Here is a 13,669-nt window from a genome sequence, read left to right as displayed (position 1 = left end):
CACCCACCGGAACATAGGGCTGAGGGAAGTGCCGACCAACGGTCGGCACCTACCAGGGCAGAAATCTGCCCGCTGCTGGCTCAGGCCTCGTAGGCCGATTCGCCGTGCGAGGTGACATCCAGGCCGGTACGCTCGGCCTCTTCGGTCACGCGCAGGCCGACCACCACCTTCACCAGCAGCAGGATGGCCGCCGTCACCACCGCCGACCACACCACGGTGAGGCCGACGCTGACCACCTGCACCCACACCTGGTGGCCGATATCCAGATCGGCCTTGGTGCCGCCCAGCGACTGCGCGCTGAACACACCGGTGAGGATGGCACCGACGATGCCGCCGACGCCGTGCACGCCGAACACGTCGGCGGTGTCGTCCACCTTCAGCAGGCGCTTCAGGCCGGTCACGCCCCACACGCAGACCACACCGGCGACGAAGCCAATGATGATGGCGCCCAGCGGGCCCACGGTGCCGCAGGCCGGGGTGATGCCGACCAGGCCGGCCACCGCACCCGAGGCGGCACCCAGTGCCGACGGCTTGCCCTTGGTGATCGCTTCGGTGAGGGTCCAGCCCAGCACCGCTGCGGCAGTGGCCAGCACGGTGTTGAGGAAGGCCAGCGAGGCAACGGTGTCGGCCGCTGCGGCCGAGCCGGCGTTGAAGCCGAACCAGCCCACCCACAGCAGCATCGCGCCGATGTAGGTGAACGGCACGTTGTGCGGCTTCAGCGCGGTCTGGCCATAGCCCAGGCGCTTGCCCAGGAACCAGGCACCGACCAGGCCGGCCACGCCCGCGTTGATGTGCACCACGGTGCCACCGGCGAAATCGATCGCGCCCATCTCACCCAGGTAGCCGCCACCCCAGACGATGTGCGCCATCGGGATGTAGCTGAGGGTGAACCACAGCGCCGAGAACAGCAGCACCGCGCGGAACTTGATGCGTTCGGCGAAGGCGCCGACGATCAGCGCGGTGGTGATGCCGGCGAAGGTCGACTGGAACGCGACGAACAGGTAATCCGGCAGGCCCTTGATGGGCGTGTTGCCGACCGAATCGGGGGTGAAGCCCTTCAGGAAGGCGAACTCGGTGAACGAGCCGAAGAACGGATTGCCGGCACTGAACACCGCGCTGTAGCCGTAGGACACCCACAGCAGCAGCACCAGCGAGAACACCACCAGGATCTGGCTGAGCACCGACAGCACGTTCTTCGAACGCACCAGGCCGCCGTAGAACAGGGCCAGGCCGGGCACCACCATCAGCAGCACCAGCAGGGTGGAGGTGAGCATCCAGGCCACGTCGCCATGGTCGAAGGCAGGGGCGGCGGCTTCAGCGGTGGCGGGCGCGGCGGCAACCGGGGCCTGCAGCGGCTCGACCGCAACGGTTTCGCTGGGCAGCGGTGAAACCTCGGCCTGGGCGTGGGCAGTGCCTGGCCAGGCACCGGCGGCGAGCGCGCTGAGCAGCATCAACAGGCACACGAGATGGAACCGGGCTTGCCACCCGGTGAGAAGGCGCATCTTCATTGGGGGAGTCTCCGGAAGGGGTTACAGCGCGTCGGCACCGATTTCGCCGGTGCGGATGCGGATGACCTGCTCGACGGCAGTGACGAAGATCTTGCCGTCGCCGATCTTGCCGGTGCCTGCAGACGACTGGATCGCTTCGATCACCGCGTCGGCACGCTCGTCGGTGACCACGGTTTCGATCTTGATCTTGGGCAGGAAATCGACGACGTACTCGGCGCCGCGATACAGCTCGGTGTGGCCCTTCTGGCGACCGAAACCTTTCACTTCGGTCACGGTGATGCCCGACACGCCAGCGTCGGAGAGGGCCTCGCGGACCTCGTCGAGCTTGAACGGCCGGATGATGGCGGAGATCAGTTTCATGCGCATGTCCCGATGGTGGATGGGGCCACCGCGCAGCGGCGCGATGGCATCAGGCAACCACGGGCCATCGTGGTGATGGCCATGGCTGTTGCACCGGACACGCAATGGGCCGGGACGGCCGTGCCTCTCTCCTTGCACGACCGACGCGGGAGGGAGGGCGGCCCATGTCGCGTATCCGGTCTCTCTTGCCCCTGTTGCAGCGGACCAACGGTCCGCTCTACCACGACGGGCCTGGGCCCGCCATGCGGCTCCCCAGCCGCGACGAACGGAGGCGATGGCGGCGGGTGGGAGGGAGGTCCCACCGCCATCGCCGCCCGATCAGTTGGCGTAGTACAGCTGGTATTCCAGCGGGTGGGTGGCCGCGCGGAACTTGGTCACTTCCTGCATCTTCAGCGCGATATAGCCGTCGATGAAGTCATCGCTCATCACGCCGCCGGCCTTGAGGAACTCGCGGTCCTTGTCCAGCGCTTCCAGGGCCTGGTCCAGCGAGGAGCAGACCTGCGGGATCAGCTTCTCTTCTTCCGGCGGCAGGTCGTACAGGTCCTTGTCGCTCGGTGCGCCCGGGTCGATCTGGTTCTTGATGCCGTCCAGGCCGGCCATCATCAGCGCGGTGAAGGTCAGGTAGCCCGACTGGATCGGATCGGGGAAGCGCATTTCGATGCGGCGCGCCTTCGGGTTGGACACCCACGGAATGCGGCACGAGGCCGAACGGTTGCGGGCCGAGTAGGCCAGCATCACCGGGGCTTCGAAGCCCGGCACCAGGCGCTTGTAGCTGTTGGTGCCCGAGTTGGCGAAGGCGTTGATGGCCTTGGCGTGCTTGAAGATGCCGCCGATGTACCACAGCGCCATCTGGCTCAGGCCGCCGTAGCCGTCACCGGAGAACAGGTTGGTGCCGCCCTTGGACAGCGACTGGTGCACGTGCATGCCGCTGCCGTTGTCGCCGACGATCGGCTTGGGCATGAAGGTGACGGTCTTGCCGTTGCGGTGCGCCACGTTCTTGATGACGTACTTCATGCGCAGCAGTTCGTCGGCCTTCTGCACCAGGGTGCTGAACTTGGTGCCGATCTCGCACTGGCCGGCAGTGGCCACTTCGTGGTGCTGCACTTCCACTTCGATGCCGACCTGTTCCAGCGTCTTGCACATTTCAGCGCGCAGGTCGTGCAGGGTGTCGGTCGGCGGAACGGGGAAGTAACCGCCCTTCACGCCCGGACGGTAGCCGCTGTTGGCGCCGTCGTACTTGGCGCCGCTGTTCCAGGCCGCTTCTTCCGAATCGACCTTGAAGAAGGTGTTGCCCATTTCATTGGCGAAACGGACCGAATCGAAGATGAAGAATTCCGGCTCCGGGCCGAAGAACGCGGTTTCGGCGATGCCGGAGGACTTCAGGTAGGCCTCGGCGCGCTTGGCGATGCCGCGCGGGCAGCGGCCGTACGGCTGCATGGTGGCCGGGTCGAGGATGTCGCAGCTGATCACGATGGTCGGATCGGCGTAGAACGGATCGACATAGGCGCTGGCCGGGTCCGGCAGCAGGACCATGTCCGATTCGTTGATGCCCTTCCAGCCGGCGATGGAGCTGCCGTCGAACATCTTGCCTTCTTCGAACAGCGACGGTTCGATGATGCTGACCGGGAAGGTGACGTGCTGTTCGACGCCACGCATATCCACGAAACGCAGATCGACGAACTCGATCTGGTTGTCCTTGATCAGCTTCTCAACGGTTTCCACGGACATCGGTACGACCTCGGATGGGGATGAATGCCTACTGAGGTGGAGCAATGACCGTGCCAACTTTTTCGAATCTGCAAGTTGTTGATTTCAAACAGCACGCCCCGGCGTGGTGCGGGCCGGCGCGCACCAAAGAAGTGCATGCATGCCCCCGCGCACCCGTTTGGTGCGGCGGGGATCGTCTATCCTCTCGACCTTCTTCCTTCCGCTGACGGCGCCCATTCCACCCATGTCCGATCTGCTCTCCGCCCTGTTGCTGGGCATCCTCGAAGGCCTCACCGAATTCCTGCCGATCTCCAGCACCGGCCACCTGCTGATCGCCCAGCACTGGCTGGGCGCGCGTTCGGACTTCTTCAACATCATCATCCAGGCCGGCGCGATCCTGGCCGTGGTGCTGGTGTTCCGCCAGCGCCTGCTGCAGCTGGCCACCGGCTTCGGCCAGCGCGAGAACCGCGAATACGTGTTCAAGCTGGGCGCTGCCTTCCTGGTGACCGCCGTGGTCGGCCTGGTGGTGCGCAAGGCCGGCTGGTCGCTGCCGGAGACCGTGGGCCCGGTGGCCTGGGCGCTGATCATCGGCGGCGTCTGGATGCTGCTGGTGGAGGCCTATACCGCCCGCCTGCCCGACCGTGACCAGGTGACCTGGACCGTGGCGATCGGCGTGGGCCTGGCGCAGGTGGTGGCCGGCGTGTTCCCGGGTACCTCGCGTTCGGCCTCGGCGATCTTCCTGGCCATGCTGCTGGGCCTGAGCCGCCGCGCGGCGGCCGCCGAGTTCGTGTTCCTGCTGGGTATTCCCACCATGTTCGCCGCCAGTGCCTACACCTTCCTGGAACTGGCCAAGGAAGGAAACCTGGCCAGCGAGAACTGGACCGACGTCGGGGTGGCCTTCGTTGCCGCCGCCATCACCGGCTTCGTCGTAGTGAAGTGGCTGATGGGCTACATCAAGTCGCACAAATTCACCGCGTTCGCCATCTACCGCATCGCCCTGGGCGCTGCACTGCTGCTCTGGTTGCCTGCCGGTAGCTGAACAGCGCCGGCGCCGGGCAACCCCATCGCCGGCGCCGGTCCGTTTTCCCTGGTTCCTCAAGGAGACTCATCACCATGAACCGCAAGCTCACCCTGCTCCTCCTCCCGCTGGCCCTGCTGGCCGCGTGCAGCCAGACCCCGGCCCCCGCCGGCCCCGGCGGCGACGACGTGGCCCCGGCCGCGACCAAGGCGGCGGACCAGCAGACGCTGGCGCACCTGGATCAGCAGCGCCTGCAGAGCCAGCACTGGTTGCTGAAGCAGGCCACCGCGGCCGACGGCAAGCGCATCGATGCGCTGTTTGCCCGCGATGACAAGCCGGTCACCCTGGACTTCGCCGACGGCCGCCTGTCGGTGAGCAACACCTGCAACCGCCTGGGCGGTGGCTACACGCTGGAGAACGGCACGCTGAAGGTGGGCGCGATGGCATCGACCATGATGGCCTGCACCGACAAGGCGCTGATGGCACTGGACGAAGCGGTCTCCAGCCGCCTGCAGGGCGAGTTGAAGACCGCGCAGGACGCCGACGGCACGCTGACCCTGACCACCGCCAAGGGCGACGTGCTGGTGTTCGCGCCGGAACCCACCGCCGAAACCCGCTTCGGCGGCCCGGGCGAAACCGTGTTCCTGGAAGTGGCCGCGAAGACCGAGAAGTGCTCGCACCCGCTGATTCCGGATTACCAGTGCCTGCAGGTGCGTGAAGTGAAGTTCGACGACAAGGGCCTGAAGCAGGGTGAGCCCGGCAAGTTCGAGAACTTCTACGGCACCATCGAGGGCTATACCCACGAAGACGGCGTGCGCAACGTGGTGCGCGTGAAGCGCTTCGCGGTGAAGAACCCGCCGGCCGACGCTCCCTCGCAGGCCTACGTGCTGGACATGGTGGTCGAGTCGGCCACCGAGCGCTGAGGCCGACCAACGCCTGGTAGAGCCGACTGCCAGTCGGCTTGCTTCTGGAGGGCGGCCGCAGGGCCGCCCTTCTTCGTAACGGTGCTTTTGTAGAGTCGAGCCATGCTCGACTGTGTTGTGGAAGGCAAGAGCAGCCGAGCATGGCTCGGCTCTACAGAAAGCAGAAAGGCGCAGCCGGCCAGCGGCCGGCTCTACCCACCACCGAGGGATCGTGCCGACCAACGGTCGGCACCTACCAGAGCGGTAGATCCACGCCATGCGTGGATGGATGCCGACGGGTGGCCGGGCACCGAGTGGTAGAGCCGACTGTTAGTCGGCTGGCTTTTGAAGTGCGGAACGCAGCCGAGCATGGCTCGGCTCTACAGAATGCAGAAAGGCGCAGCCGGCCAGCGGCCGGCTCTACCCACCACCGAGGGATCGTGCCGACCAACGGTCGGCACCTACCAGAGCGGTAGATCCACGCCATGCGTGGATGGATGCCGACGGGTGGCCGGCTCTACCACCCGACGCGGTTGCGTAGCGCCCGGAAAGGCAACGCCGGCCAGCGGCCGGCGTTGCCTGGGTTACAGCGCGGGGTTCAGCGTGTAGGTGCCGTGCAGCGTGGCTTCGGCCAGCACGTGGCCGTGCATGGCGCGGTAGGCATCGGCTGCGGTGAAGCGCTGCGCCAGGTCGAGCGTCGCCACGTCCAGCGCGAACACGCGGAAGAAGTAGCGGTGCACGCGCTCATCGTTGAACGGCGGGTACGGGCCGTCGTAGCCCAGGTAATCGCCGGCCATGTCCGGGTTGCCGGCAAACCAGCCGGTGAAGTCGTTCACGCCCTGGCGGCTGCCCGCCGGGCCGGCCGGTGCCGGCTTGCCCTTGGCAACGAAGCCATCGCTGCAGCTGCCCGCGGCGATCTCCTGCACCGAGGCCGGGATATCGGCCATCACCCAGTGCACGAAATCGCAGCGCGGCTGGTCGCGCGGCACGGTCATGTCGGTGCGGCCGACCGTGTCCGGCACGGTCGGCACGTCCGGGTCGACGCACACCAGCAGGAACGAGCGCGTGCCCTCGGGCACGCCACTCCACGCCAGGTGCGGGTTGCGGTCCGGCGCGAAGCCGTCGGCATCACCGGCTGCGAACTCGCGGTCGATCGGGGCTCCGGGGGTGATGCTGTTGCTGTTCAACTGCATGCAATGGCTCCTTACGCTTCGGGATAGCCCAGTCGCACCGCGACCGGGGTCAGCAGATCGAACGCGGCACTCATGACGTCGCTGTAGTGGCGCCAGTGACCGGCCGGGAAACGCGGCGGACCGATGCGCTCGGCCGGCGGGATCGAGGTGTTGAACAGCTCCTGCAGCATGCCCGCAACCACGCGCGGGTCATCGCCCACGTCGTCCATGCGCATCAGCAGGTGCGGGTACAGGTCCTGTTCGTGCAGGGTGGCCACCTGGGCCATCGAACGGGCCAGCCACTCCGCCACTTCGGCCACGTTGTTGACCGCGAACGGGGCCGGCGCGCCGTAGGCGATCCAGTCCAGCAGCATGTCGCGCGGGTCGCGCAGCACCACCAGCAGGCGGCCCTGCGGCAGGTGCGGGCGCAGCGACCACAGCAGGGCGTTGTCCCACCACAGCAGCCAGTCGATGACGGTGTCGTTCTGCAGGCCGCGCTTGCGCAGCGTGTCACGCCAGCCGCTCACCAGGCCGTCCGGGCTGAGGTCGCCCGAGGCCAGCTTCTGCAGGGTGAAGTAGTTCTGAAAGGCATCGTCCGGCGGGGTATGGCCGAAGCGGTCGCTGCGCATCACCGGGCTGGCCCCGGTGAGGGTGACCGCCACGCGTTCCACGCCCGAGCCCGGTGCGCCCCACAGGAAGATCGGCGCGGACGCAGCGCTTTCTGCGTCGACCTCGCCAAGGTCGGGCCAGCTCGGCGGTGCCTTGGCCTGCGGCGGCAGCGGCAGGCGCTGCGCGCTCTGTTCGGCCTGCAGTTCCAGCCAGGTGCGCAGCGCGTCACGCGGCTGGCCGGCCTGGTCCAGGAGTTCGCCCAGCCAGGTGCGCAGCTCGATGCGGCGGCCTTCAGGCGCAGTGTCGATCAGGCCCTGCACGTGGGCGACGGCTGCCGCCGGATCACGCGCCAGCAGCGCGGCGACCAGGCGGGTTTCACCACTGATGCGGCCCGGCTCCACGGCGATGATGCGACGGGCGATCGCCTCCACGGCGTCGCCTTCGCCGGCCGCTTCATGCAGGCGCAGGCGCGCTTCCAGGGCGGGCACGAACTCGGGCATGGCCTCGATCCAGCGGTCAGCCACGGCCACCGCGCCCGGGCTGCCGAAGCCCTCCGGTGCCAGCCGCGCCAGCCACAGGTGCGGCAGCTGGGTGTGCTCGGCCAGTACGGCGTCCAGTTCGGTGCGGGCTTCTTCTTCGCGGCCCAGGCGCTGCCAGCAGGCCAGCAGCAGCTCGACCGTGCGACGGTCGTCCGGGTTGGCCTTCAGCATCGGCCGCAGCTGCTCCAGTGCCTGCATCGGCTGGTCGGCCTGCAGCGCGATCTCCGCGCCCAACCGCTGCAGCGCCGGCGTATCCAGGCCCGGCACCTGCAGCGCCTGCTGCAGCTGCTGGTGGGCGGCCTCGACATTGCCCTGGCGCAACGCCAGCTGCACCACCTGGCCATGCAGGCTGGTCATCTTCGGGTTGATCTCGATCACGCGGCGGAAGGCCTGCTCGGCGAAGGCCAGCATGTCCTTGGCCTGGTAGGCCGAGCCCAGTGCATACAGCACGCGCGGGTCGTTGGGCATCTGCCGGGCGGCTTCGGACAGCAGCTGCACGGCACGGTCGGCGTCGTCGCGGTACAGGGCCACCATGCCCTGCAGCGCCAGCACTTCCGGATGTTCCGGCTCCAGCCTGGCGGCCATCGTGGCCTGCCGCGCGGCGGTATCGATGTCGTTGCGGCCGATCGCCAGATGCGCCTGCATCAGGTAGGCCTCGAAGGCGTTCGGGTTGAGTTCGGTGGTGCGCAGCAGTGCTTCGTCGGCGCCTTCGTAGCGATGCTGGGCCAGCAGCAGGCCGGCCTGCTGCAGGTGCAGCTGTGCATCGTCCGGGGCCAGCTGCAGTGCCTGCTGCAGGGCGTCCATTGCGGCTTCGGGCTGGTCCTGCTGCTGCAGCGCAAGCGCCAGCCAGCGGTGGGCCTGGGCCTGGCCGGGTTCGTCGTGCACCCACGCCTGTGCCAGCTGCACGGCCTGTGCGGCATCGTTCTGGCGCAGGGCCTGGAGGATCTGGTCTTGCATGGCAGTCCGCTTCAATGGCAAACCCGCATTGTAGCGGGCTGCGCGCCGACGCCGGTTCAGCCCGCCAGCACCCGTTGCAGGCGCTGGGCCACCCAGCGTTCGGAGAAGCCGTCGCCGCGCCAGTTTTCCAGGAACCCGCAGTGGCCGCCCCAGCAGGCGGTTTCCAGCCGCGCCTGCTGCGGCAGCTGCCAGTTGCTGAAGGTGGAATAGGGAATGACCGGATCATCCTGGGCCATCAGGATGTCGGCCGGCACCTGCAGGGTGGACAGGCGATCGCCCGCGATCGAGTAGCCATCGAAGTACGCCTGCAGCGAGCCGAAATCGGTATGCCGTTCCACCAGCCACGCGGTCAGCGCGCGGATGTCCAGCTTCAGCACGCGGTCGTCGCAGTCGCTCAGTTCGGGGAACAGGTCGCGCTTGCGGCGCAGCGAGCCAGCCCACTTGCGGCGGAAGTACCAGTCGTACATCGCCGGGCCGCTCTCGATGCTGTCCATGGTCAGCGCCGGGTCCAGCACCGGGCACACCGAGGCCACCCGCTGCAGCGGCACGCCGGCTGCCGGCGCGCGCAGGGCCAGGCGCAGCACGAAGTTGCCGCCTAGCGAATAGCCCGCCGCCACCAGCGGCAGGTCCGGCCAGCGCCGGGCGACGTCACCGGCCGCCTGCACCACTTCATCGATGCGGTTGGAGTGGAAGATGCCGGGGTTGAGGTGGTGGGTGTTGCCGTGGTCGCGGAAGTTCAGCCGCACCACGTCGAAGCCCTGGTCGATCATGCGCGCGGCCGCCATGCGCATGTAGCTGGATTCGGCGCTGCCTTCCCAGCCATGCAGCAGCAGGGCCATGCCCTTCGGCTCGCGGCCTTCGATGTGGCTGTGCCAGCCCTGCAGGCGCACGCCGTCGCCGCCATCGAGGATCAGTTCTTCACTGACCGCACCGGTGGCGGCCAGCAGCAGCAGGCCGCGCTGGAGGCGCATGCGGCTGGAGCTGAGCATGGACTGCAGGTGCGGATTGCGCAGCCAGCGCGGCGGCTGGTAGTCAGCCGCATGCAGCGTCGGCGTGCCGGCGTCCAGCAGGGGTGGCGGGATCAGTGCCACCGCACGCTCACTCCCCGCTCATCGCCGCCACGATGCGCGCGCGCGAGGTTTCCGCGATGCGTCGACGGCCTTCCAGGTCCTGGGCACCGATCGGTGCCAGGAAGTGCACTTCCGCACGTCGCGCCGGCTCACCGAGCAGGCGCAGGAAATTGGCGAAGAAACTCTCGCCCGGCCCGAAGGCCACGATGGTCTGGGCATCGCCACCGGTGCCGTAGACCAGGGCCACGGGCTGCACCGGCACGCCGGTTTCAACCGCGGCCTGGAAGATGCGCGCATGGAACGGGCCCACTTCGTGGCCGCCACGGGTACGCCCTTCCGGGAACACGCCCACCGCCTTGCCGTCGCGCAGGCGGTCGGCCATCACCTGCATCACCCCACCGAGCGATTCGGTGTTGCCACGCTGGTGGAAGATGGTCTGCCCGCGCGCGGCCAGCCAGCCCACCACCGGCCAGCTGGCGATCTCGCGCTTGGCGACGAAGCCCATCATGCGCTGGCTGTGCAGGATGGAGATATCCACCCAGCTGACGTGGTTGGCGACGAACAGCACCGCGCCCGGCAGCGGCGTGCCGATCTGCGCCAGGCGGAAGCCGAAGATCCACATCAGGCCGCCCTGCCACCAGTTGACGACCTTGGCACCGAAGGTGGCGTCGCCCACGCGCAGTTCGCCCCACGGCGGAAGCATGCCGATCAGGATCAACGGCAGGAACACGAGGATGTGGACCAACAGCAGCGGTACGCGGTACAGGTAACGGCACACACGCGCCACGCCGCCACGGGGGGCCGGAGTGGGGGAAGTCATCCGCGCACGATACCGGAGGGCTGCAGCGGCTGCCAGCCGATTCTGGCCATAAGTCCTATTGACCGCGGCCATGGGCGGGAACACGGTGTCCTGTTGGCGGGGCTGGCGGGTCGCGAAGCGCAGCCGAGCGTGGGCTCGGCTCTACCTGTTGGCCGGGGGCCGCCACAGGCCGCAATGGGCCGGCACCAGCTGCAGGTCGCTGACCTGGCGCTGGGTGTGCTGCAGCCGCTGCAGGGTCTGCCGGTAAGTGGCGGTGTGGCCCAGCAGGGCGGTCACCAGGCGCGGTGGTGGTACGCCATCGGTGATGGCAGCGCTGGACCAGGCCGCGTCGGCCACCAGGAACACGGGGCGGCCATCGGCACCTTCGAACAGCAGGCCATGCTGGCCCACCGCGTGGCCGGGCAGCGGCACCGCCAGCAGGCTGCGGTCACCCAGCACGTCGCGTCCGCGGCCAAAAACATCGAAGGGGCGCGGCAGGTCCACCTCCGGCAGGCTTTCCAACCAGCCCATGCGTGGCGCCGCATCGCGGGTCAGCGCCGGCAGCAGGCCCACGCTGAGCGCGCGCAGGCGCCCGCGCGCGGCCTGGTCCTGCCATGCCGCGCGCGAACACAGCAGCGGCACCCCGGGGAAATCGAGCACGCCACCGACATGGTCACCATGCAGGTGCGAGAGCACCACCAGGCCGATGTCGGCCGCGGCGATGCCGCGCTGCTGCAGCTGCGCGTGCACGCTCTGGCCCGGGCCCAGGTGCACCGGCGTGACCCAGCGGTAGAGGCGCTCCGGGAAGCGCGCGGTCGCCTGCAGGAACGCGTCCGAGTAGCCCGTATCGAACAGGATCGGCCCGCGCTGCGGGTGGTGCAGCAGGGCCACCAGCGCGGGGAATTCGCAGCGGTGCCAGCTGGCGCCCTGGCGGACGGCGCGCTGCGGGTGCATGCAGTGGCCAGCCTCGATCAGTTCCCACTCAAGCCGTGCCATCGGTGCCCCCGTGCTGGTTGCAGGCGTGCAGCTTCCAATGCGTGGCGAAGGCCTGCAGGGCCGCCTGCACGCCGGTGCGCGGGTCGTAGCCGAGGTCACGCCGCGCCGCGCTGATGTCCAAGGTCTGCGAATAGCCCAGCACGCCCACGCCATAGCGGGTCAGGCGCGGCTCGGGGCGCCCGGGCCGCAGGCGGGCCACGGTCTCGGCCATCCCCGCCGCTGCCAGTGCCAGCGTGCGCGGCACCGTGCGCAGGCGCACCTGCAGGTCCATCGCCTCGAACAGGCCATTGACCAGCGCATGCACGTGCAGCGGCGTGCCGGCACTGATGTTGTAGGCGCGCCCGCTGCAGCGCGCATCGGCCTGCAGCGCCAGGCCCACCGCCTGCACTGCATCGTCGATGGGGGTGACGTCGATCAGCGCGCGGCCGCCGTGGATCAGCGGGAAACGGCCGCTGGCGGCCACCGCCAGCAGGCGCGGCAGGATCGCGCGGTCGCCCGGCCCGAACACCGCGCGCGGGCGCAGCACCACGGTGTGCAGCCCCTGGCGTGCGGCAGCGGCCACGGCCACTTCCGATTCCCATTTGCTGCGGGCGTAGTCGGTGATCCAGCGGCGTGGCGGCTGGAAGCGTTCATCCACGCCGTACTGGTCGGCAAAGCGGAAGTAGATGCTGGGCGAGCCCAGGTGGACCAGGCGGGCGACGCCGGCCGCCTGTGCGGCCTGCAGCAGGCGGGTGGTGGCCAGCACGTTCGCCCGCTGGAAAGCGGCCGCCGTGCCCCAGGGTTGCGACATTGCGGCGCAGTGCACGACCGCATCGCAGCCCTGCAGCAGCGGCGCCAGCGCATCGTGGGCGAGGTCGGCACTGGCGGTCTGGATACCGTGCGCGGCCAGCGCCTGCAGCCGGCGCGCATCGCGCCCGCTGCCACGCACCTGCCAACCCTGCGCCGCCAGCGCGAGCGCGACATGCTGGCCGATGAAGCCACTGGCGCCGGTGACCAGGACCGTGCGCATCAGTAGCGCAGTACCGCGCCGCCCAGCGCCAGGCCGGCGCCGGTGCCGATCAGCAGGGCCTGGCCGCCGCGCGGCAGGCAACCGTCGATGAGCGCCTGGTGCAGGGCCATCGGCAACGACGCTGCCAGCTGGTTGCCGTGCTCGCGCAGGATGCGCACCAGCCGCTGCGGCGGCAGGCCCAGCACGCGCTGCAGGTGGTCCAGGGCCTGGCCGCTGGCCTGGTGCGGCACGATCACATCGCACGCGTCCAGCGCGGTGCCGGCGCTGTCCAGCAGGTCCTGCAGGAAGCCGGGCAGGCGCCGCGCGGCTTCGCGGTACAGCGCCTTGCCCTGCATCTGGAAATGGTGGGCCGCGCGGTAGGCATCGACATCATCGAACAGGCGCATGCCGGTGCCACAGGTCGGCACCTGGCACAGTCCGGCGCCGTCGCCATAGGTGCGCAGGCGGGTCGCCAGCAGCGCCGAGGCCGCGCCGTCGGCGGCGCGTTCAACCAGCATCGCCACCGCGCCATCGCCGAACAGCGGTGCGGTCAGCAGATCGTCCGGGTCGAGGCCGGCACTGGGAACATCGCTGCAGACGATCAGCACGCGGCGGTAGCGGCCCAGCGCCAGCAGACTGCCGGCCATTTCCAGCGCCACCACGAAGCCCAGGCAGGTGGCGTTGACGTCGAAGGACGGGATGCCGCTGTCGCCCAGGCCGAGGGCGCGCTGCACCAGCACGGCCTGGCAGGGAATGGCCTGCTCCATCACCCCGCAGGCGGAGACGATGCAGTCGATATCGGTGGCAGCCAGCGCGGCCTGCTGCAGGGCCTGCCGTGCCGCCTGCGCGCCCATCCACGAGGCGCGCTCATCGGCTGCCGCATGGCGGCGGCTGGCCACGCCACTGTGCCGCTCGACCCAGCCGGCCGACTTGTTCCAGCGCCGGTCGAACTGCTCCGATGGCACGCGCTGGCGTGGCAGGTAGGCGCCGCTGGCGATGATCCGCAGCGGCAATGCAGCAGGGGCAGCCGGGCCGGGCATCGGC

The 13,669-nt window shown here is 69.1% G+C and carries 12 protein-coding genes; 2 read left to right on the top strand and 10 right to left on the bottom strand.

All coding sequences use genetic code 11. The features are described from left to right. Positions 1-80: 80 nt before the first annotated feature. The 3 genes from amt to glnA form a co-directional block, all read right to left on the bottom strand. On the bottom strand, positions 81-1,508 hold the full coding sequence (gene amt / locus C1927_RS00665; protein WP_108745659.1) for an ammonium transporter: 1,428 nt from the start codon (positions 1,506-1,508) through the stop codon (positions 81-83). Positions 1,509-1,529: 21 nt separating this feature from the next. Then, positions 1,530-1,868 carry a P-II family nitrogen regulator gene (locus tag C1927_RS00660; RefSeq protein ID WP_004134334.1) on the bottom strand — a complete coding sequence of 113 codons (339 nt, stop codon included), beginning with the start codon at positions 1,866-1,868 and terminating at the stop codon, positions 1,530-1,532. A 318-nt stretch (positions 1,869-2,186) separates the two neighbouring features. Then, positions 2,187-3,596 (bottom strand): type I glutamate--ammonia ligase, encoded by a 1,410-nt coding sequence (glnA, locus tag C1927_RS00655; RefSeq protein WP_079224668.1) that lies wholly within the window; start codon positions 3,594-3,596, stop codon positions 2,187-2,189. 223 nt (positions 3,597-3,819) lie between these two features. Between glnA and C1927_RS00650 the strand changes: the two genes are divergently transcribed. Both C1927_RS00650 and C1927_RS00645 read left to right on the top strand, forming a co-directional pair. Next, entirely contained in the window at positions 3,820-4,614 is a 795-nt protein-coding gene (locus tag C1927_RS00650; RefSeq protein ID WP_108745658.1) for an undecaprenyl-diphosphate phosphatase, read from the top strand. 74 nt (positions 4,615-4,688) lie between these two features. Continuing rightward, positions 4,689-5,516 (top strand): META and DUF4377 domain-containing protein, encoded by an 828-nt coding sequence (locus C1927_RS00645; protein ID WP_108745657.1) that lies wholly within the window; start codon positions 4,689-4,691, stop codon positions 5,514-5,516. A gap of 563 nt (positions 5,517-6,079) precedes the next feature. Here C1927_RS00645 and C1927_RS00640 read toward each other — a convergent pair. The 7 genes from C1927_RS00640 to C1927_RS00610 all read right to left on the bottom strand — a co-directional run bounded on the left by C1927_RS00640 (position 6,080) and on the right by C1927_RS00610 (position 13,665). Beyond that, on the bottom strand, positions 6,080-6,688 hold the full coding sequence (locus tag C1927_RS00640) for a YbhB/YbcL family Raf kinase inhibitor-like protein (protein ID WP_108745656.1): 609 nt from the start codon (positions 6,686-6,688) through the stop codon (positions 6,080-6,082). Between the two features lie 11 nt (positions 6,689-6,699). Beyond that, complete coding sequence (locus C1927_RS00635) at positions 6,700-8,772, bottom strand: tetratricopeptide repeat protein (protein ID WP_108745655.1); 2,073 nt, start codon at positions 8,770-8,772, stop codon at positions 6,700-6,702. Between the two features lie 56 nt (positions 8,773-8,828). Then, complete coding sequence (locus C1927_RS00630; protein WP_108745654.1) at positions 8,829-9,863, bottom strand: alpha/beta fold hydrolase; 1,035 nt, start codon at positions 9,861-9,863, stop codon at positions 8,829-8,831. A gap of 7 nt (positions 9,864-9,870) precedes the next feature. After that, a complete protein-coding gene (locus tag C1927_RS00625; RefSeq protein ID WP_079224657.1) occupies positions 9,871-10,662 on the bottom strand; it encodes a lysophospholipid acyltransferase family protein in 792 nt (263 codons plus the stop codon). Between the two features lie 141 nt (positions 10,663-10,803). Then, positions 10,804-11,637, bottom strand: coding sequence for an MBL fold metallo-hydrolase (locus tag C1927_RS00620; RefSeq protein WP_108745653.1), 834 nt, complete (start codon positions 11,635-11,637; stop codon positions 10,804-10,806). After that, positions 11,624-12,646 carry an NAD-dependent epimerase/dehydratase family protein gene (locus C1927_RS00615; RefSeq protein WP_108745652.1) on the bottom strand — a complete coding sequence of 341 codons (1,023 nt, stop codon included), beginning with the start codon at positions 12,644-12,646 and terminating at the stop codon, positions 11,624-11,626. The genes C1927_RS00620 and C1927_RS00615 overlap by 14 nt, the downstream gene beginning before the upstream one ends. After that, the gene (locus C1927_RS00610) at positions 12,646-13,665 is read right to left on the bottom strand and encodes a 3-oxoacyl-[acyl-carrier-protein] synthase III C-terminal domain-containing protein (RefSeq protein ID WP_108745651.1); all 1,020 of its coding nucleotides are present in this window, start codon (positions 13,663-13,665) and stop codon (positions 12,646-12,648) included. The genes C1927_RS00615 and C1927_RS00610 overlap by 1 nt, the downstream gene beginning before the upstream one ends. Between the last annotated feature and the right edge of the window lie 4 nt (positions 13,666-13,669).

Origin of the sequence: Stenotrophomonas sp. ZAC14D1_NAIMI4_1 (assembly GCF_003086775.1) — a bacterium.
Lineage (GTDB): Bacteria > Pseudomonadota > Gammaproteobacteria > Xanthomonadales > Xanthomonadaceae > Stenotrophomonas.
Note: the sequence above shows the minus strand (reverse complement) of the source record. Positions and strands in the feature narration are given on the sequence as shown.